The following is an 18107-nucleotide window of genomic DNA, read 5'->3' on the forward strand; positions in this document are numbered from 1 at the left end:
TCCATGATGGTGAACCGCAATCTGATCGTCTTCGCCGCGTTCAACGGCGCCATGGCCGTGGCGCTCGGCGCCTTCGCCGCTCATGGTGCGGCGCCGCAGGTCCGGACGCTGCTGTCGACCGGTGCGGCCTATCAACTGACCCATGCCGTCTTCGCCCTGGCTTGCGCTGTCTGGACCGGAGGGGGGCGGCTGGCGCGGCTCGCCGGATGGCTGGGCGCGGCGGGCGGGCTGGTGTTCGGGCTCGCCCTGGCCCTTCTTGGCGTGCTCAGCCTGTCGACCATGGGAATGGTGGCTCCAATCGGCGGTCTGCTGATGATCTCGGCTTGGTTTTGCCTCGCTGTTGCGGCATTGCGACCCTAGTTTCCAGTACGGCCGCGCTTGCAGCCTCTCCGAAAGACCTCCCCATGGCCTTCCCTGCGCCTTCTGAGCCGCGTCGAGACCTTTATCCCGAGATCGAGCCCTTCGCCTCCGGCTGGATGCAGACCGACGGGGTCCATGAGATCTATTATGAGGAATGCGGCAATCCCCAGGGCCGGCCGGTCCTGGTCCTGCACGGCGGCCCCGGCGGGGCGGTCAATCCGGGCATGCGGCGCTATTTCGACCCGGCGCGGTACCGGATCATCCTGTTCGACCAGAGGGGGTGCGGCCAGTCCCGACCGCATGCGTCCCTAGAGAACAACACCACATGGACCCTGATCGAGGACATCGAACGGCTGCGCGAGCGCTGCGGCGTCGACAAATGGGTGGTGTTCGGGGGATCGTGGGGCTCCACCCTCTCGATGGCCTACGCCATCACCCATCCTGAACGGGTCATGGCCCTGGTGCTGCGCGGCATCTTCCTTCTGACCAAGAAGGAGTTGCACTGGTTCTATCAGGACGGCGCCTCGATGATCTTCCCCGACGCCTGGGAACGCTTTGTCGAGCCGATTCCCGTCGCTGAGCGCGACGATCTGATGGGGGCCTATCACAAGCGGCTGATCGGCGAGGATCAGGGCGAGCGGGAGCGCTGCGCCGTCGCCTGGTCCTGCTGGGAAGGCGAGACCGTCAGCGTGGAAGGGCCCAGCGCCAAGCCGGACAAGTTCGCCGACCCGACCTTCGCGGTCGCCTTCGCGCGGATTGAAAACTGGTTCTTCACCAACGCCGGCTTCTTTCCTGAAGACGGCTGGATTCTGAAGAATGTGGACCGGATGCGCCACATTCCCTGCTGGATCGCCCAAGGCCGGTTTGACGTCGTGACGCCGATCGCCGGCGCCTGGGCCCTGCACCGCGCCTGGCCCGAGGCGAAGCTGGACATCGTCGGTGACGCCGGCCACGCCTCGTCCGAACCTGGCGTCGTCGACAGCCTGATCCGCGCAACGGACTGGGCGGCGAATCTCTGAAGCGACGCCGGGCGGGATCGGTCCCGCCCGGCGCCTTTTGGCCGTCAGGCCGCGTCCACCAAGACCACCTCGGCGTCCGAAAGGGCCTTCACCGTCACGATGTCCTCCTGGGCAATGGCGGCGCCGTCACGGGCGTTCAACCGCACTCCATTGACCTCAATCTCCCCCTTGGCGGGGACCAAATACCCGCGTCGCGCGGCGCCCAGAGCATAGTCGGCGCTGTCGCCGGCCTTCAGGGTCGCAGCGACGATCCGTGCATCGGTGCGGATCGGCAGGGCGTCCTTATCGCCGTCGAAGCCGGAAGCGAGGACGACGAATTGCCCCGCGCGCTCGCCCTTGGGGAAGGGTTTGGAGCCCCAGCTGGGCGCCTCGCCCCGCCGGGTCGGCTCGATCCAGATCTGGAAGATCCGGGTCAGTTCCGGCTCGGCGTTATATTCGGCGTGACGAATGCCCGTGCCGGCGCTCATGACCTGAACATCGCCGGCGACAGTGCGGCCCTTGTTGCCCAGACTGTCCTCATGGGTGATGGCCCCGTCGCGGACATAGGTGATGATCTCCATGTCGGCGTGCGGGTGAGGCGGGAAGCCCGTTCCGGCGGCGATCTCGTCGTCGTTCCAGACCCGAAGATTGCCCCAGCTCATCCGCTTGGGATCATAGTAGTTGGCGAAGGAGAAGTGATGTTTGGCGTTCAGCCAACCATGGTTGGCGCCGCCGAGAGATTCAAAGGGTCTGCGTTCAATCATCGGTCTGTCCTCAGGCCGGGCCGTCCCGGCGTCATTGACTTGACGCCAAGATAGAGATCGACGACCGAACAGAAATAGAAACCCCTGAAACTCATCGTTTCCGACTTGGAGGTCGCCATGTCCCGCCTGCCTGACCTCGAGGCCATGGCCATCTTCGCCAAGGTGGCGGAGGCCCAGTCTTTCTCCGGCGCGGCTGACGCCCTGGGCCTGTCCAAGGCGACGGTGTCCAAGGCGGTGACGCGGCTGGAACAACAACTGAAGACCACCCTGCTCCATCGGACCTCGCGCCGTTTCGCCCTGACCGACGCGGGGCGCAATCTGGCGGCGCGCGCGGGCCAGATGTTGGCTGAGGCGGAAGGGGCGGTGTCCGAGGCCCTGGACATGTCCGTGACGCCGCGCGGCCTCGTGCGGCTGGCCGCGCCCATGTCGTTCGGCATGGCCTATGTCGCCCCGGCCCTGCCGCAGTTCCTGGCGACCCATCCGGATGTTTCCGTCGATCTGCATCTGTCGGACGAGGTGGTCGATCTGGTGGGCGGCGGCTTCGACTGCGCCCTGCGCATCGCCGCCCTGCCCGACTCATCGCTCACGGCGCGTCGTCTGCGGCCGGTTGAGCGGTTCCTCGTGGCCTCGCCTGACTATCTGGCCCAGCGCGGGCGGCCGATCCATCCGAACGATCTGGAGCGGCATTCCTGCCTCGGCTACGCCTATATGCCGACCCCGGACGCCTGGCGCTTCATCAATGACGCCGGCGAAGAGGTCGTGGTGCGGCCGCGCGGGCCGTTGCGAGCCAACAATTCCGACGCCCTGACCGCCTCCCTCTGCGCGGGCCTGGGCCTCTTCCCCCAGCCGGACTTCATCTATTGGAGGGACGTCGCCGAAGGGCGGCTGGAAACGGTCATGACCGACTGGCGCCTGCCCCCCATCGCCCTGCATCTGGTTGCGCCCAGCGGCGGACCGCGCCCGGCGCGCGTGTCGGCTCTGATGGATTATCTGGCGAAGACCTTCAGCGCCCCGCTCTGGCCCGGCGACACGGTCGGTCGCTGAGCCTCAGCCGCACTTGACCTGCTGGATCACGCCGGTCGCCTCGTCATAGACGAAGTTCACCCGGTTCTCGCGATAGTCCATGGTCGCCGCGCAGGTCGTGCACAGGACGCGGAAGGTCTGACCTTCCGGCGCGCTGGGCACCGTCGAACGGTTCCGGCCAACATAGGCCTGATAGTCCTCGACCTTGCAGGCTTTGAACGCGGTGTCGCCCCCCGGGGCGGCGCCGGCGGCGGGCGTCTCGGTCGGGGCGCAGGCCGACAGGGCCAGGCCCGCCGACATCAGGGTCGTCAGGATGAAGGCGGTCTTCATGGTCGTCTCTCCAAAAGCCAGCGTCAGCCGCAGCGGACCTGTTCGATGATCCCTGTCTGGGCGTCGTAGAATATGTTCAGCCGGTAGGCCGAAAAATCATGGGTGACCGGGCAGGTGGTGCAGGTCACGCGCCGGTTGACGACATCCACAGGCACCGGGATTTCGGTCTTGGGCCGCCCCACCAGATACTGAAGTTCCCCCGCCTTGCAGACATCGGTCGTCTGGGCGGTCGGCATGCGGCTGCCTACGGGCGGCGTGACCTGCGCCTGTTCCACGGTTCGCGGGGCCGGCTTTTCTGCGACGGGCGTGGAACAGCCGGCTAAGGCCGCCAAGACGATCAGGCCGCCTTTTCCCAGCGCCCTGCGTCCGTCTGCCGCCAATAGGCCAGCTCCGCGCCCTGGGCCTTCAGCGCCTTCCAGCGGCCGCGCGCCTGCTGAAGCGCCGTTGCGTCCCGACCGTCGAAAATGATGAAGCATCTTTCGATCCCTTCCGTGGCGCCCAGTTCTGCGTCATCGACGATGAACAGCGCCTGAGCGCCGTTCAGGTTCTCTCCCGATTCGCTGAGAAGCACCGGCTGGCGATCGGCATGGGGCTGATCCGCCCGACCGTGCGGCAGAAAACTCTCTTCGTGGAAGGTCCACAGCCGCTCGTCCAGATCATCCAGCCGATGGGCATGAGACGATTTGATCAGGGCGCGCCAGCCCCGCTCGAGGGTCTTCTCGAGCAGGGTCGGCAGCACCTGGTCCAGGGAGGACCGTTCCAGGTGGTAGAACCAGATTTCGGGCTTGCCGCTCATCCGGCTCTACCGTCCAGGGCTCAGGCTTCGTAGGTGTCGGCCACCATCCGGTCCAGGGTGCGCACGGCGAAGCCGACGCCGCCTTCCGGCACGGTGGGGCTGGGGCTCTTATTGGCCCAGGCGGTCGGGGCGATGTCCAGGTGCGCCCACGGCACGCCGTTGGTGAAGCGCTGCAGGAACAGGGCGGCGGTGATCGAGCCGCCGGCGCGGCCGTTGCCGGTGTTCTTCACATCGGCGATCTTCGAATCGATGTGCTGCTCGTAGATGGCCGGGATCGGCATGCGCCAGAAGTTCTCGCCGACCTTCTTTGAGGCGGCCAGGATCGGCTCGGCGACCTCGTCCGAGTTCGAGAAGACGCCGGCGTAGTCCAGGCCCAGCGCCACGATCATGGCGCCGGTGAGGGTGGCCAGGTCGATCATGAACTTCGGCTTGAACCGCTCCTGCGTGTACCAAAGGGCGTCAGCCAGGACGAGGCGGCCCTCGGCGTCGGTGTTGATCACCTCGACCGTCTGGCCCGACATGGACACGACCACGTCGCCCGGACGCTGGGCGTTGCCGTCCGGCATGTTCTCGACCAGGCCCAGCACGCCCACGGCGTTGACCTTGGCCTTGCGGCCGGCCAGGGCGATCATGGTTCCGGTCACGGCGGCGGCGCCGCCCATGTCCCACTTCATGTCCTCCATGCCTTCGGCCGGCTTGATCGAGATGCCGCCGGTGTCGAAGCAGACGCCCTTGCCGACGAAGGCCAGGGGTTGGGCGCCCGCCTCGCCGCCGTTCCACTTCATGATCGCCAGCTGGCTTTCGCGACGGCTGCCCTGGCCGACGCCCAGCAGGGTGCGCATGCCCAGCTTCTCCATCTCGGCCTCGCCGAGGATTTCGACCTCCAGGCCCAGGCTCTCGAGCGCCTTGACGCGGCGCGCGAACTCGGCGGGATAGAGGACGTTGGCGGGCTCGGACACCAGATCGCGGGCGAAGATCACGCCGTCAGCCACAGCGGTCAGCGGCTCCAGGGCGGCCTCGGCGGCGCGCAGGTCGGACGTCACGACGCGCACCGTGTTGATCGACGGAATCTTGTCCGGCTTCTGGGTCGTCCGGTATTTGTCGAACCGGTAGGCGGCCAGTCGCACCGCGAAGCCGACGCGCGCGGCCTGTTCAGGGCTCAGGTTGGAGGCGTCGATGGTCAGAACCTCGGCGCCCGACAGTTTCACCGCCGCATAGGCGTTGCCGCCGAACGCCTCGACCGCCAGGTCGTCGATTTTGTCCGCCGACCCAGCGCCGACCAGCAGGATGGACTCCGCCTTTGCGCCCGAGACGGCCGCAACCATCAGGGTCTGGCCAGCCTTGCCGACGAACCGCCCCTTGCTCATCGCGCGGGTCAGGGCGCCGCCGGACTGTTCGTCCAGCTCCGACCCGGAGCCGGCGAGGACGCGATCTTCATGAACAGGCACGGCCAGGATTTCAGCGGCGTCAACGGCAGCGACGAACTCGATCTTCATTCAACGACTCCAGCCGGGCCCCACCCGGCGCTCACAACAGAAGAAAAAGACAAACGGCGCGTCTGCATGTCGCGGACGCGCCCTCCTGTGCTACTAGATGCGCCTCATCGCCGCCGCCTGCAACCGGGCGAAGTCCATCCGCCCATGACCCTGATCCAAAGATACCTTTTTCGCCAGCTCTCCCTACCCGTGGTCGCGGCGTGCGCGTCCCTGGCTGGAATCGGAATTTTGAGTCAGAGCCTCGACCAGCTCGAGGTCATCGTGGAACGGGGTCAGAGCGTATGGGTGATGGTCAAGCTGACGCTTCTGGCCCTGCCTCAGTTGCTGGCCGTCATCCTGCCCATAGGCCTGTTCGTCGGCGCCCTGATCGCCCTGACCCGGATGCAGCGCGAGCAGGAACTGACCGCCGCCTTCGCCGGAGGCATGACCCGTTGGCAGGTCATATCGCCGGCGGCTCGGCTCGCGGTCCTCGTGCTGATCCTGAACCTGATCATGACTCTGTTCGCCCAGCCCTGGGCCCAGCGGGAGGCCCGCAACCAGGCCTTCGCCATCCGCACCGATCTGGCGGCCCTGCTTGTCGAGGAAGGCCAGTTCGTTCAGGGGCCGGACGGGCTGACCGTCTATGTCCAGCAGATTGAGCAGAACGGTCTTCTGAAGAACCTTTTCGTCTATCTGGACGACGGCAAGTCCAGCCAGAACTGGAGCGCGGCCGAGGCCCGCTTCGGGCGTGACGCCGCCAATGAGCCAGTCCTGACCATGATCGACGGCTCCTGGCAGAAATATTCCTCGCGCGGCGTACTCGAAACCCTGTCTTTCGACCGCTACGACTTTCCGCTGGGACAGTTCTCGGCCGTGACCGAGCAGATTCGCTACAAGCCGGCCGACCTCTATCTGCGTCAACTGCTCAACCCGACCCCGCGCGTGCTCGAAACGGCGGGCTCGCGGGGAGAACTTCTGGCGGAGGCCCATGCGCGGATATCAGCGCCGCTTTACGCCTTGACCGCCATGGCCATGGCCCTGGCGGCGATCCTGGGCGGCGCCTTCAGCCGCACCGGCTATTCGCTTCGCATCGCTAAGGCGGCCGGTCTGTTTCTGCTCGTGCGGGTGATCGGCTATGGCCTGGTCGCGGCCAGCGCCTGGAACCCCTGGATGAACCTGCTCCAATATATCGCGCCCCTCGCCGCGACCGCCTTGGCGCTCCGGCTTCTGTTTCGCGCACTTAAGCCGCGAAAGCGCCGGTCCTGGGCGATCGTTGAGCGGCTGCGGCCCCTGTCTCCGGCTAGGACGGGGTGACCATGAGGTCTCTGTCCCTTCCCGCCCGGTCCTTGCGTTCGCGCCTTCCCCGTCTGGGCCGCATCGAAATCTATGTACTGATTCAACAGTTGCGCGCCTTGGGCGTGGCCCTGGCGGTGATCTCCGCCCTGGTCATGCTGATCGACTTCGTCGAGGTGTCGCGCGGCGTAGGATCGGATCAGGATCTCTCGGCCCTGCGCATCCTGGGTCTGGTGGCGCTGAAGTCGCCGGCGGTGATCGTCCAGCTGCTGCCCTTCGTCTTCCTGTTCGGCACCTTGGGCGCCTATATCGGCCTGAACCGACGTAGCGAACTGGTCGCCATGCGGGCGGCGGGGGTGTCGGCCTGGCGTTTCGTCCTTCCGGCGGCCGGGATGGCCTTCGCCCTGGGCGTTCTTACCGTGACCGTTCTGGGGCCCTTGGCCTCAGCCGGCGACGGTCTGTGGCAGCGCGAACGCGCCCGCATTTCCGGCGCCGCCAACGATGACCGGACGGACGCCCCCATTTGGCTGCGCGAAGGCGACGATCAGCGTCAGATGATCATCCGAGCGGGACGTCAGGACCGCGCCAACGCCCGGCTTCTGGACGTCACCTTCTTCATCTACGTCACGGATGCGGAAGGAAATCGCGACTTTTCCGAACGGATCGACGCCCAGTCGGCCGCGCTCAGCGCCGGCCGCTGGCGTCTGACCAACGCCGTCGGCGCCAGCATCGGCCAGAGGGCTGTCGCCTATTCAAGCCTCGATCTGCTCTCCAGCCTGGCGGACGAAGAGGCGTTCGAGCGATTCGCCCGTCCCCAATCGACGCCCTTCTGGTCCCTGCCGAATCAGATCCAGCGGATCGAGGACGCCGGCTTCGCCTCAACCGCCTATCGCCTTCGGCTTCAGCAGCTGCTGGCGACGCCCCTGGTCTTTGCGGCCATGTCCATACTGGCGGCGGCTTTCTCTCTACGTCTGATGCGTCTTGGGGACCTGGCGAGGATGAGCGTGGCAGCGGTCGTGCTGGGCTTCGCCTTCTTCTTCCTGAACCAATTCAGCTCGGCCATGGGTTCGGCCGAGGTGGTGCCGCCCCTGGTGGCGGCATGGCTGCCGCCCTTGTTGACGGCCCTCGCCGCCTTCACCTTGCTGTTCTATACCGAAGACGGCTAAGCGAGCGCCTCGCTCAAGACAGACGGATGCTTCATGCAAGGTGATCGCGATCGGGGTTCAAGGGCCTTGCGGGCCAGGCTTCTGGCTGGCGCGGCGCTCCTGGCGTGTCTGCCCTTCGCGGACGAGGCGCTTGCCCAGGCACAGCCAGTGCCGGATCAATCGGCGGTTCCCGACGTCCTGCCCCAGGGCGCCGTCTATGTGGACGCCGACAGCGCCGGCCGTGTCGGCGACACGATCGTCGCCCAGAGCGACGGCGCGCGCCGGGTCTATCTGCGTGCTGACGGTCATGTGCTTCGGGGCGAGAACCTGACCTATGATCTGTCCACCGGCGCGGCCACGGCCGACGGCCGCGTCGAGGCCGTCGCGCCGGACGGCACGGTCGTCTACGCCAGCCATCTGGAGGCCGACGGCGAGTTGAAGGCGGCGGTGGCCGTCGATTTCGCCACCCGTTTCAGCAACGGCGCCAGCCTGATGGCCGCGACGGCGGTTCGCCGCAGCGAACGGGTCAATGAGCTGAACTACGCCGTCTTCACCCCCTGCCCCATCTGCGACGACAAGGGCCCCAAGACCCCAAGCCTCTCGATCCAGGCCGAGAAGGTGGTTCAGGATGAGGCCCTGCGCGCCGTCATCTACCGCAATGCGATGTTCCGCATCGGCGGGGTGCCCGTCTTCTACACCCCCTTTTTCGCCCACCCGGATCCCACCGTCGAACGCGCGTCCGGCTTCCTGGTGCCGATCGTCAACTATGACGAAGGCCGCGGCGTCTCGATCGAAACCCCCTATCTGCATGTCGTTTCGCCGTCGGAAGACTGGCTGATCAGCCCGCAGTTCAACACGCGGGTGTCGCCCCTGCTGAACCTTCAGTGGCGCCGCCGCTTCGTCAACGGAGCGATCGTCGCCCGCGGCGGCTACACCTATGAGCGCACCTTCGGCGACTTCGACAGGAACGGCGACGGGGATTACGAAAGCAATGTCCGCTTTGGGGACAAGGAGCACCGCAGCTATCTGCTGTCCCATGGCGCGTTCGATCTGTCGGGCCCCTGGCGCCTCGGCTTCACGGCCGAGCGGACGTCCGACAAGACCCTGTTCGACCGCTACGACGTTCAGAACCCCTATCAGGACAACGGCCTCTATTACGGCGACCGTCGCCGTCTGATCAGTCAGGTCTACGCCGAGCGGCAGACCGACCGCTCCTATGTTTCGATCGCAGCCTTTTCGATCCAGAGCCTGAGACTGGACAACCGCTTCGCCGACACCGATTTCCGCGACGCGGAAGGGTTCAAGGTCTTTGAAAACGACGGCGCCCTGCCGATCGTCGCCCCCCTGATCGACGCCCGCTGGGAGCCGTCGGGCCTGATCGGCGGCGGCCGGCTGCGGCTGAAGGGGTCCGCCGTATCCCTGTATCGCGACGTTTTCGTCGGCGCGCCGGTGCTCAATCCGGACATCGTGCCGGGGGACCCAGCGGGGCTTTCGGGCGTGGACAGCCGACGGATCACAGGTCAGGTGGAGTGGCGTCGCGTCTTCATCACGTCCAACGGCCTGCGTATCGAGCCTTTCGTCGACGGCCGCGTGGACTTCTACGCCTTGTTCGACCTGCCGCCGATGATGGGCGTCGAAAGCGACGAGACGCTGAGCCGCACGCGCGCGAGCGCCGGGGTGGACCTCAGTTACCCCCTGGTGCGTCGCACGCCGCGCGGCGACATCATTCTGGAGCCGGTCGCCCAGCTGTCGGTCTCCAACAAGTCCGACATCGACCCCCGCATTCCCAATGAGGATTCACAGGTCATCGAATTGGATGAATCCTCCCTGTTCCGCACAGACCGCTTCTCGGGCTATGACCTGGTGGAAGGCGGCGCCCGTTTCACCGCCGGCGCCCGGGCTACGATCCGCTGGTCCGAAGGCCGCAGCGCCAGCCTTTTCGTGGGCCGCAGCTACCGCGCCGACGACGAAGACGCCTTCCGCACCACCATACCGGACAGCACGACCGGCGCCCTTTACGACCCCACCGGCCTGGCGTCCTCCGCCTCAGACTGGGTGGTTCAAGGCAGCTTCTCACCGTCGGACCGTATCCGCAGCTGGGGCCACGCCACCTTTGACGGATCCGGCGACATCCGGCGCGCCGAGGCCGCGCTGGACGGACGCTGGGGCCGGCGCAACCTCGCCAGCTTCAGCTACATCGTCGATCGGTCCAATCCGCTGTCAGGGCCGCTCAATCGGAACTATGAATTCGTCCAGCTGGCGGGTCAGCAGTTCGTCTACGGCCACTGGGGCGTGGCCGTAGCCGGCATCGCCGATCTGGAGCGCAACGTCATCACCCGCCAGGAGGTCGGCCTCCTGTTCGACGACGATTGTTTTAGGGTCGAGATCGGTTATCGCCGCGACAATACGCGGGTTCGGGCCAGTGGTCCGTCGGACGGGGTGTATCTACGCCTAAACCTCGCCACTTTCGGAGGTTCAGGTTATGGACAGGGCGGATTGCGTTGAGCATGACGCTGTACGGGGCGCGACCGCCTGCCGGCCCGGCCGGTGGACCGCTGTGAGGAATCAGGACGACCAATGGGTTTGATGCGTTATTCGACGGGGGCTGCGCTCGCGGCGCTCCTCCTCGCCGGTTCGGCCTATGGTCAGACGGCGCCCGCTCCGGCCGCCCAGCAGCCGACGGCCGCAGGCGCGCCTAACCCGGCGGCCGGAGACGGACCGGTTGCGGCCCGCGCCGCGCCTCAGTTCGAACTGGCCGACGGCATTGTCGCTACGGTCAATGACAAGATCATCACCGGCTATGACCTGCGCCAGCAGATGCTGATGCTGATCGCCTCGTCCCAGGTTCAGCCGACCGAACAGAATCTGCCGGCGATTCAGCAGGCGGCGCTGAACCGTCTGATCGAAGAACGGCTGAAGGCCCAGGAAATCACCAAGTTCGAGACCTTGAAGGTCACCGACCAGGAGATCGACGAGGAAATCGCCCAGATGGCGCGCCAGGCCGGCGTCACGCCCGCCGCCTATATGGAGTTTCTCCAGCAAGGCGGCATTCAGCCCAGCGCCTTCCGCGAAAACCTGCGCACGGAAATCGGCTGGAGCCAGCTGGTGCCCGGCCGCTTCAACAGCCGCGCCCGGCCCAGCACGCTTCAAGTCGAGCAGGAACTGCGCCGCCTGAACGAGGCGGCGGCCCAGCCCCAGTATCTGATCGGTGAGATCTACATCGAAGCGGCACGGGTCGGCGGCCAAGAGGCTGCGATGAACGGCGCCCGCCAGCTGGTGCAGCAGATCATTCAGGGCGCGCCCTTCCAGGCGGTCGCCCAACAGTTCTCCTCCGCCCCGTCCGCCTCGGCCCGCGTCCCCGGCGACGCAGGCTGGGTGGTCAAGGGCACGGTGCAGCCGGCCCTTCAGACCATCTTCGACCAGCTCCAGCCCGGCCAGCTGTCGAACCCCGTCCCGGTCGATGGCGGCGTGTACATCATCTATATGCGAGACAAGCGTGACGGCGCGGCGACCAGCCTGGTTTCGTTGAAACAGATGATGGTCGAACTGCCGGAATCGGCGTCCGAGGCCGAGCTCGCAGCGGCCACCCGGACTTTGGAAGGCCTGCGCCAGGGACTGAACTGCGACAACATCCTGTCCCAGGCGCGAGCGACCCAGGGCGTAATCGGCGCCGACCTGGGCGAATCGGACGTGGCCAATCTGGCGCCCCAGTTCCAGCAGTTCGCCCGCACCGGAGAGATCGGCTCGGTCTCGACCCCGATTCGTACGCCGCTCGGCCTGCATCTGGTCGCCGTCTGCGGCCGTCGCGTCGGCGGTCCTGAGGCCCCCAATCGTCAGCAGGTCGAGAACCGCCTGCGCGGCCAGAACCTGGCGGTGCTGGAGCGTCGCTATATCCGCGATCTGCGCAACGACGCCCTGATCGAGTTCAAATGACCCGGCCTCTGGTCCTGACGCTGGGCGAACCCGCCGGCGTCGGGCCGGAGATCGTAGCCGCCGCCTGGCGGGCGCGCTCGGCCGACATGCTGCCGTTCGCCGTAATCGGCGACGCCGCCCTGCTTGAGGCGCAAGGCATAGCCGTCGCCGACGTCTTCACGCCCGGCGAGGCCGCCCAGCATTTCGAGCGGGCCCTCCCGGTCATTCACCGCGCCCTGCCTGCGCCGGTGACAGTCGGCCTTCCCGACCCGGTCAATGCGCCCTCGGTCGCCGACGGCATCGAAGAAGCCGTCAGTTTCGCTCTGTCGGGCGAAGCCTCGGGTCTGGTCACCGCCCCCATCGCCAAGGCGCCCATGTACGCCTCGGGTTTCCGCTTTCCGGGTCACACCGAGTTCATCGCCGAACTGACCGCCGACGCCCCCTACGCCGGCACGCGGGGGCCCGTGATGATGCTGGCCGCCCGCGACCTGCGCGCCTGTCTGGTCACCATCCACGTCGCCCTGGATCAGGTTCCCGAGCTGATCACGGCCGAGCGGGTCGCCCGCACCGCCCGCGTCGTCCACGAAAGCCTGAAGCGCGACTTCGCCATCGCCCGCCCGCGCCTGGCCATGGCCGCCCTGAACCCCCACGCGGGCGAAGGCGGCGCCCTGGGGCTGCAGGAGATCGAGACCCTGATCCCCGTCGCAGAACAGCTGCGCGGCGAAGGGATCGACATCACCGACCCCAAACCCGCCGACACCCTGTTCCACGACGACGCCCGCGCAACCTATGATGCGGTGATCTGCATGTACCACGACCAGGCCCTGATCCCGGTCAAGACCCTGTACTTCTGGGGCGGGGTCAATGTCTCCCTGGGCCTGCCCGTCATCCGCACCTCGCCCGATCACGGCACGGGTTTCGACATCGCCGGCAAGGGGATCGCGCGCCCCGACAGTCTGATCGCCGCCGTTCGTCTGGCATCGGAGATGGCGGCGGCCCGCGCCGCGCGCTAACAGGGCGTGTGACCGACCTTCCCTCCCTCCGCGAAACCCTCGACGCCCACGGCCTGTCGGCGAAGAAGAGCTTCGGCCAGCATTTCCTGCTGGATCTCAATGTGACGCGCAAGATCGTCCGCCTGGCCGGCCCGTTCGAGGGCCGCGCCGTGATCGAGGTCGGCCCCGGCCCCGGCGGCCTGACCCGCGCCCTGGTGGACTCCGACGCCGGCCCCGTGGTCCTCGTCGAGAAGGACCCGCGCTTCATTCCCCTGCTGTCAGAACTGGACGACGGCTCGGGCCGGCTGACCATCGTTGAGGCCGACGCCCTGAAGGTGAAGGAGGCGGACTTGGTCTCCGGCCCCGCCCACCTGGTCTCCAACCTGCCCTACAACGTCGGCACCGCCCTGCTGATCAAATGGCTGACCGGCCCCTGGTTGCCCCACAGCCTGACCCTGATGTTCCAGAAGGAAGTCGCCGAGCGGGTGGCCGCAGGGCCCGGCGAGGACGCCTACGGCCGCCTCGCCGTCATCGCCCAGGCCGTCTGCACCGCCCGCATCGTCATGCACCTCCCCGCCGCCGCCTTCACTCCGCCGCCTAAAGTGGCCTCCGCCGTGGTCCATCTGGTCCCGCTGGACGAGCGCCCGTCGCCTGAACGCCTGAAGAAGCTGGAACGCATCACCGCCGCCGCCTTCGGCCAGCGCCGCAAGATGCTCCGCTCCAGCCTGAAACAGCTGGGCGGCGCCGCCCTGTGCGAGGCCGCCGGCATCGAACCCGACGTGCGGGCTGAGACGGTGGATGTTGAGGGTTTTCTACGCCTTGCGGACGCCCTGGCCTAATAGGATCCGCTCATCCCGGCGAAAGCCGGGACCCAGATCTTTGGGCGCAAGCTAGGTAAGGCGCGCACAGGTGCTCATCCAACGCGCTGGTGATGCGAAAGCGCTGGGTCCCGGCTTTCGCCGGGATGAGCGCATGGATAAAGATTTCCTATGACCGTCGAACCCTTCCGCGCCATCACCGTCAGCCGTCTGGCGCACCAGCTGAAAGCCGAAGGCCGGTCGATCATCCATATGGAGTTCGGCCAGCCCTCCACCGGCGCCCCCGCCGCCGCCGTCGCCCGCGCGCATCAGGTGCTGGACGCCGACGCCATGGGCTATTGGGAAAGCCCCGACCTGCGCGCCCGCATCGCTCGCCTGTACCAGGATCGGTACGGCGTAACGGTCGATCCCGCCAACATCCTGCTGACCTGCGGGGCCTCGCCCGCCCTGGTCCTGGCGCTCAGCGTCCGGTTCAAGCCGGGCGAGCGCATCGCCCTGGCCCGTCCCGGCTATGTCGCCTATCGCAACAGCCTGCGCGCCCTGCATCTGGAGCCGGTGGAGATCGCCTGCGGTCCCGAGACCCGTTTCCAGCTGACCGCCGCTCAGCTGGAGGCGCTCGATCCCGCTCCGGCCGGCGTCATCATCGCCAGCCCGGCCAATCCGACCGGGACCATCATCCCAGAGGCCGAACTCGCCGCCATCGCCGAGGTCTGCCGCGCGCGAAACATCGCCATCCTTTCGGACGAAATCTATCACGGCCTGTCCTACGTGGGCCCGACCCCGTCGATGCTGCAGTTCGCCCCCGACGCCCTGGTGATCAACAGCTTCTCCAAATACTGGAGCATGGCCGGCTGGCGGCTGGGCTGGTTGCTGGTCCCCGAGGCCCTGATCGACGCCGCTCGCGCCTATATCGGGAACATGTTCCTGACCCCGCCCAGCCTCAGCCAGCACGCGGGCCTGGTCGCCATGGACGCGATCGAAGAGCTTGAGGGCCATATCCAGACCTACGCCCGCAATCGCGAGCTGATGCTGGCGGCCCTGCCGGCGCTTGGATTGAGGAAGATCGCGCCGCCTGACGGCGCCTTCTACATCTGGGCCGACATCGGCCACCTGACGGGCGACAGCGTGGCCTTCTGCGAACAACTGCTGCGCGATACCGGCGTGGCCACCGCGCCGGGCGTGGATTTCGACCCCGTCGATGGTAGACGCTACATCCGCTTCAGCTTCGCGGTCTCGACAGGAGAGATCAAGGCCGCGTTGGAACGAATCACGCCCTGGTTCGCCGCTCGAAATCCAGGCTGAGCCGATCCGCAAAAAGGCGGCAGGCCCATGGTGGGTCGTACCTAAGCAATCGCCCCTAGGCCGATATTTACCCTCTGGAACCTGCCTTGTGGGAAAAGGAGTGCAGTTGCGTAGCGCATAGGACGACATCGCGTAGGACGCCCCCGCCGGCGCGATGTCGTCGCCGCTTCACAGCCGAAGACGACACTGCGGCGGCCTCTCCCCCCTCCCGCCAGCCGCGGTGTCGTTGTTCGTTCAGACAGGCTCGCGTAGCAGGGCGGCCTTGTAATCCCCCACCCACAGATTGCGGAACCGGCGCGATCGCTCGGCGTGATAGATGTGCGCCAGCTCGGCGTAGGACCGGTCAAAATCCTCGTTGACGATCACATAGTCGAAGGCGTCGCAGTGTTCGATCTCACCCTTGGCGTTGGCGACGCGGCGCTCAATGACATCGTCCGAGTCCTGCGACCGGGTGACCAGTCGTCGGCGCAGCTCTTCCAGGCTGGGCGGCAGGATGAAGACCCGCACCGCGTCCTCCGGGCATTTCTCGGCTACGTCGCGCGCGCCCTGCCAGTCGATGTCGAACAGGACGTCACGTCCCTCAGCGAGGGCCCGATCGACCGGCCCGCGTGGGCTGCCGTACAGATTGCCGTGGACATCGGCCCATTCTAGGAAGGCGTCGGCGTCGATCAGCTTCTGGAACCGCTCGCGATCCACGAAATTATAGTCGCGACCGTCGACCTCGCCGGGACGGATGCCCCGCGTCGTCATCGACACCGACAGTTCCAGCCCCCCGTGGTCCGCCATCAGCCGGCGGCACAGCGACGTCTTGCCGGCGCCCGACGGGCTGGCGACGATGAGGAGGACGCCCCGGCGGGGCGAGCGTTCATTCGACATTCTGAACCTGTTCACGCAACTGTTCGATGACGGCCTTCAGCTCGAGGCCGATTCCAGTGAGCGCCGTCGTAGCCGATTTCGAGCAGAGGGTGTTGGCCTCGCGCATGAATTCCTGCAGCAGGAAGTCCAGTTTCCGTCCGGCCGGCGGCGCGGTCATCAGCTGGCGCGCCGCAGCGACATGGGCCGACAGCCGGTCCAGTTCCTCGCGCACGTCGGCCTTGGCCGCCAGCGACGCAGCTTCCAGAAAGATTCGCTCTTCCAGGCCCGGCGCATCCGGCGCCAGTTCGGCCATACGGCGGCTGAACCGGTCGCGGATGGCCGCGACCTGGGCTTGAGCCTCGCCTTCGGCCGAAGCGACCAGCCCTTCGATCCGGGCGATGAAGTCCGCCAGTAGCGGCGCCAGCTGGGCGCCTTCGGCGTTTCGCGCGCCCTTCAAGGCGTCCAGGGCGGCCTCGACTGTTCGCGCCATCTCGACCTCCAGCGCGGCGCGCGCCTGCGGATCCTCCACCTCCTCCGGCGCCTCTATGACGCCGCGCAGGGCCAGGAGGCCGTCGGCGGACGGCGGCGTCGCCCCGTCCTCGGCCAACTCATTGGCCAGGGTCAAATAGCGGGCCAGCAAGGGCGCATTGATCGTAACGGCCGCCTCCGCCCCCACCGTTCGTTTGGCCTGTACGCCGACGGAGATCTGTCCGCGGACGAATCGCGCCTGGGCGGCTGTCTTCGCAGCCCTCTCCAAGGTGTCGAATCCGTTCGGCCCTCGATACCGAACCTCCAGATTGCGCCCATTGACCGACCGCACCTCGACCGCCCAGGTCCAGCCCTCACCGGCGCCCTCGGCCCGGCCAAAGCCCGTCATTCCAGAAATCAGGCTCATCTCAGACCCTGGGTCGCGCCGGCAGGCAGGGTGAGGGTGGCCTGTCCGCCCTCCGCGTTCGGATCGGTCATGGGCGCAGGGCTGGCCTCAGGCGCGACCGGCGCCTGCGTCTCGGGCGGCAGGCCGGCCTTCTGTCGCTCGATCTGACGCCAGCGCGCCACATTGCGCAGATGCTCTTCATAGGTGACGGCGAAGACGTGGCCGCCTGATCCGTCGGCGACGAAGAACAGGGCCGGATCCGCCGGCGGGTTCAGCACGGCCTTCAGCGCCTCCTTGCCCGGATTGGCGATGGGCGTCGGCGGCAGGCCGTCGATCTGATAGGTGTTCCAGGGCGTCTGGCGCTGCAGCTCGGATCGACGGATGCCGCGCCCCAGCGGCCGCCCCTGGGTCAGGCCGTAGACGATGGTCGGATCGCTCTCCAGCCGCATCCCCTGACGCAGTCGATTGGAGAAGACCGCCGCCACGCGCGGCCGCTCAGCCGCCAGCCCGGTCTCCTTCTCGACGATGGAGGCCAGGATCACCGCCTCTTCGGGGTTGCGCACCACGGTTCCCGGTCCGCGCCGGGCCCACAGCAGCCGCAGGTTCTCCTTGGCGGCGCGCTGCATCCGGTCGATGACCGACTGGCGGGTGTCGCCGCGTGACACCTCATAGGTGTCGGGCCACAGACTGCCTTCCTCAGGCGTCGCCTCGACGGTTCCGGTCAGCACCGGCTCCTTGGCCAGGATGTCCAGCGCCTGGGCCGAGGACCAGCCTTCCGGCAAGGTCACGAAATGGCGCACCACCCGCCCCTCGACCAGCAGGTTCAGCACTCCGGCCAGCGAGGTCCCCGACGGCACCTCATATTCGCCGGCCCGCAGCTTGCGGTCCGCCCCGGTGAAGGTGGCCGCCGCCTTGAACAGGTCGGTCGAACGGATCACCCCCGCCGCCTTCAACTGGGCGGCGATGGCGGAGACGCCCGAGCCGCTGGCCAGGGTCACGACCGTCCGGTCCCCCTGCCGTGCGCCCGGGCCCGGCCCATAATAGACGCCCCAGACGATGGCGAGGGCGGCGATCAGGAACAGGCTGAAGGTCGCTGAGGCGGTCAGCAGACTGACCGTCAGCCCCGACTGCTTCTCCACACGCCTGTCACCCCGCCCCCGTCCGAACATG

The 18107-nt window shown here is 67.2% G+C and carries 18 protein-coding genes; 10 read left to right on the top strand and 8 right to left on the bottom strand.

Annotated features, from left to right (window positions below; genetic code table 11):
• Window positions 1-3 precede the first annotated feature (3 nt).
• Window positions 4-360 carry a DUF423 domain-containing protein gene (locus AC1RKE_RS09425; protein WP_007445956.1) on the top strand — a complete coding sequence of 119 codons (357 nt, stop codon included), beginning with the start codon at window positions 4-6 and terminating at the stop codon, window positions 358-360.
• A 44-nt stretch (window positions 361-404) separates the two neighbouring features.
• Window positions 405-1379, top strand: a complete 975-nt coding sequence (pip, locus tag AC1RKE_RS09430; protein WP_348683778.1) for a prolyl aminopeptidase — start codon at window positions 405-407, stop codon at window positions 1377-1379.
• Between the two features lie 44 nt (window positions 1380-1423).
• Here pip and AC1RKE_RS09435 read toward each other — a convergent pair whose 3' ends face one another.
• Window positions 1424-2122, bottom strand: coding sequence for a pirin family protein (locus AC1RKE_RS09435; protein ID WP_348683776.1), 699 nt, complete (start codon window positions 2120-2122; stop codon window positions 1424-1426).
• Between the two features lie 117 nt (window positions 2123-2239).
• Here AC1RKE_RS09435 and AC1RKE_RS09440 point away from each other — a divergent pair, with 117 nt between their 5' ends.
• Entirely contained in the window at window positions 2240-3166 is a 927-nt protein-coding gene (locus AC1RKE_RS09440) for a LysR family transcriptional regulator (RefSeq protein WP_348683775.1), read from the top strand.
• A gap of 3 nt (window positions 3167-3169) precedes the next feature.
• Here the strand turns inward: AC1RKE_RS09440 and AC1RKE_RS09445 are convergent, their stop codons facing one another.
• From AC1RKE_RS09445 to AC1RKE_RS09460, 4 genes are all read right to left on the bottom strand, one after another.
• Complete coding sequence (locus AC1RKE_RS09445) at window positions 3170-3475, bottom strand: hemolysin (RefSeq protein WP_228184182.1); 306 nt, start codon at window positions 3473-3475, stop codon at window positions 3170-3172.
• A gap of 23 nt (window positions 3476-3498) precedes the next feature.
• Window positions 3499-3711, bottom strand: a complete 213-nt coding sequence (locus tag AC1RKE_RS09450; RefSeq protein WP_054766951.1) for a hypothetical protein — start codon at window positions 3709-3711, stop codon at window positions 3499-3501.
• 101 nt (window positions 3712-3812) lie between these two features.
• Window positions 3813-4271: a DNA polymerase III subunit chi gene (locus AC1RKE_RS09455; protein ID WP_054765808.1), complete on the bottom strand. Its 459-nt coding sequence runs from the start codon at window positions 4269-4271 to the stop codon at window positions 3813-3815.
• A 20-nt stretch (window positions 4272-4291) separates the two neighbouring features.
• Entirely contained in the window at window positions 4292-5767 is a 1476-nt protein-coding gene (locus tag AC1RKE_RS09460; protein WP_182714740.1) for a leucyl aminopeptidase, read from the bottom strand.
• 144 nt (window positions 5768-5911) lie between these two features.
• Here AC1RKE_RS09460 and AC1RKE_RS09465 point away from each other — a divergent pair, with 144 nt between their 5' ends.
• From AC1RKE_RS09465 to AC1RKE_RS09495, 7 genes are all read left to right on the top strand, one after another.
• A complete protein-coding gene (locus AC1RKE_RS09465) occupies window positions 5912-7060 on the top strand; it encodes an LptF/LptG family permease (RefSeq protein ID WP_348684092.1) in 1149 nt (382 codons plus the stop codon).
• A 2-nt stretch (window positions 7061-7062) separates the two neighbouring features.
• Window positions 7063-8205: an LPS export ABC transporter permease LptG gene (gene lptG, locus AC1RKE_RS09470; protein WP_152950288.1), complete on the top strand. Its 1143-nt coding sequence runs from the start codon at window positions 7063-7065 to the stop codon at window positions 8203-8205.
• A gap of 147 nt (window positions 8206-8352) precedes the next feature.
• Window positions 8353-10689: an LPS-assembly protein LptD gene (locus AC1RKE_RS09475; protein WP_348684093.1), complete on the top strand. Its 2337-nt coding sequence runs from the start codon at window positions 8353-8355 to the stop codon at window positions 10687-10689.
• A gap of 72 nt (window positions 10690-10761) precedes the next feature.
• On the top strand, window positions 10762-12117 hold the full coding sequence (locus tag AC1RKE_RS09480; RefSeq protein ID WP_224760935.1) for a peptidylprolyl isomerase: 1356 nt from the start codon (window positions 10762-10764) through the stop codon (window positions 12115-12117).
• Window positions 12114-13109, top strand: a complete 996-nt coding sequence (pdxA, locus tag AC1RKE_RS09485) for a 4-hydroxythreonine-4-phosphate dehydrogenase PdxA (RefSeq protein ID WP_348684094.1) — start codon at window positions 12114-12116, stop codon at window positions 13107-13109. The genes AC1RKE_RS09480 and pdxA overlap by 4 nt, the downstream gene beginning before the upstream one ends.
• A gap of 8 nt (window positions 13110-13117) precedes the next feature.
• The gene (gene rsmA / locus AC1RKE_RS09490; protein ID WP_348684095.1) at window positions 13118-13927 is read left to right on the top strand and encodes a 16S rRNA (adenine(1518)-N(6)/adenine(1519)-N(6))-dimethyltransferase RsmA; all 810 of its coding nucleotides are present in this window, start codon (window positions 13118-13120) and stop codon (window positions 13925-13927) included.
• 150 nt (window positions 13928-14077) lie between these two features.
• Window positions 14078-15208: a pyridoxal phosphate-dependent aminotransferase gene (locus AC1RKE_RS09495; RefSeq protein WP_348684096.1), complete on the top strand. Its 1131-nt coding sequence runs from the start codon at window positions 14078-14080 to the stop codon at window positions 15206-15208.
• A 234-nt stretch (window positions 15209-15442) separates the two neighbouring features.
• On the opposite strand, the gene gmk is transcribed toward AC1RKE_RS09495, so the two are convergent.
• Genes gmk through mltG form a run of 3 tightly spaced genes read right to left on the bottom strand, consistent with a single transcriptional unit; the run spans window position 15443 to window position 18106 of the window.
• Window positions 15443-16084 (bottom strand): guanylate kinase, encoded by a 642-nt coding sequence (gene gmk / locus AC1RKE_RS09500; RefSeq protein WP_152950293.1) that lies wholly within the window; start codon window positions 16082-16084, stop codon window positions 15443-15445.
• Window positions 16074-16958 carry a YicC/YloC family endoribonuclease gene (locus AC1RKE_RS09505; protein ID WP_054765817.1) on the bottom strand — a complete coding sequence of 295 codons (885 nt, stop codon included), beginning with the start codon at window positions 16956-16958 and terminating at the stop codon, window positions 16074-16076. The genes gmk and AC1RKE_RS09505 overlap by 11 nt, the downstream gene beginning before the upstream one ends.
• Window positions 16955-18106 (bottom strand): endolytic transglycosylase MltG, encoded by a 1152-nt coding sequence (mltG, locus tag AC1RKE_RS09510; protein WP_395942093.1) that lies wholly within the window; start codon window positions 18104-18106, stop codon window positions 16955-16957. The genes AC1RKE_RS09505 and mltG overlap by 4 nt, the downstream gene beginning before the upstream one ends.
• Window position 18107: the final 1 nt, after the last annotated feature.

The sequence above is a fragment of the Brevundimonas sp. GW822-FHT03E11 genome, assembly GCF_058801445.1.

What these genes read in the sequence shown, in the direction of transcription:
- AC1RKE_RS09505 (WP_054765817.1), bottom strand. Translation starts at nt 16,958, where the DNA reads ATGAGCCTGATTTCTGGAATGACGGGCTTTGGCCGGGCCGAGGGCGCC.
- mltG (WP_395942093.1), bottom strand. Translation starts at nt 18,106, where the DNA reads ATGTTCGGACGGGGGCGGGGTGACAGGCGTGTGGAGAAGCAGTCGGGG.
- gmk (WP_152950293.1), bottom strand. Translation starts at nt 16,084, where the DNA reads ATGTCGAATGAACGCTCGCCCCGCCGGGGCGTCCTCCTCATCGTCGCC.
- pdxA (WP_348684094.1), top strand. Translation starts at nt 12,114, where the DNA reads ATGACCCGGCCTCTGGTCCTGACGCTGGGCGAACCCGCCGGCGTCGGG.
- AC1RKE_RS09440 (WP_348683775.1), top strand. Translation starts at nt 2,240, where the DNA reads ATGTCCCGCCTGCCTGACCTCGAGGCCATGGCCATCTTCGCCAAGGTG.
- AC1RKE_RS09460 (WP_182714740.1), bottom strand. Translation starts at nt 5,767, where the DNA reads ATGAAGATCGAGTTCGTCGCTGCCGTTGACGCCGCTGAAATCCTGGCC.
- AC1RKE_RS09480 (WP_224760935.1), top strand. Translation starts at nt 10,762, where the DNA reads ATGGGTTTGATGCGTTATTCGACGGGGGCTGCGCTCGCGGCGCTCCTC.
- AC1RKE_RS09435 (WP_348683776.1), bottom strand. Translation starts at nt 2,122, where the DNA reads ATGATTGAACGCAGACCCTTTGAATCTCTCGGCGGCGCCAACCATGGT.
- AC1RKE_RS09425 (WP_007445956.1), top strand. Translation starts at nt 4, where the DNA reads ATGATGGTGAACCGCAATCTGATCGTCTTCGCCGCGTTCAACGGCGCC.
- AC1RKE_RS09450 (WP_054766951.1), bottom strand. Translation starts at nt 3,711, where the DNA reads ATGCCGACCGCCCAGACGACCGATGTCTGCAAGGCGGGGGAACTTCAG.
- AC1RKE_RS09495 (WP_348684096.1), top strand. Translation starts at nt 14,078, where the DNA reads ATGACCGTCGAACCCTTCCGCGCCATCACCGTCAGCCGTCTGGCGCAC.
- pip (WP_348683778.1), top strand. Translation starts at nt 405, where the DNA reads ATGGCCTTCCCTGCGCCTTCTGAGCCGCGTCGAGACCTTTATCCCGAG.
- lptG (WP_152950288.1), top strand. Translation starts at nt 7,063, where the DNA reads ATGAGGTCTCTGTCCCTTCCCGCCCGGTCCTTGCGTTCGCGCCTTCCC.
- AC1RKE_RS09455 (WP_054765808.1), bottom strand. Translation starts at nt 4,271, where the DNA reads ATGAGCGGCAAGCCCGAAATCTGGTTCTACCACCTGGAACGGTCCTCC.
- AC1RKE_RS09465 (WP_348684092.1), top strand. Translation starts at nt 5,912, where the DNA reads ATGACCCTGATCCAAAGATACCTTTTTCGCCAGCTCTCCCTACCCGTG.
- AC1RKE_RS09445 (WP_228184182.1), bottom strand. Translation starts at nt 3,475, where the DNA reads ATGAAGACCGCCTTCATCCTGACGACCCTGATGTCGGCGGGCCTGGCC.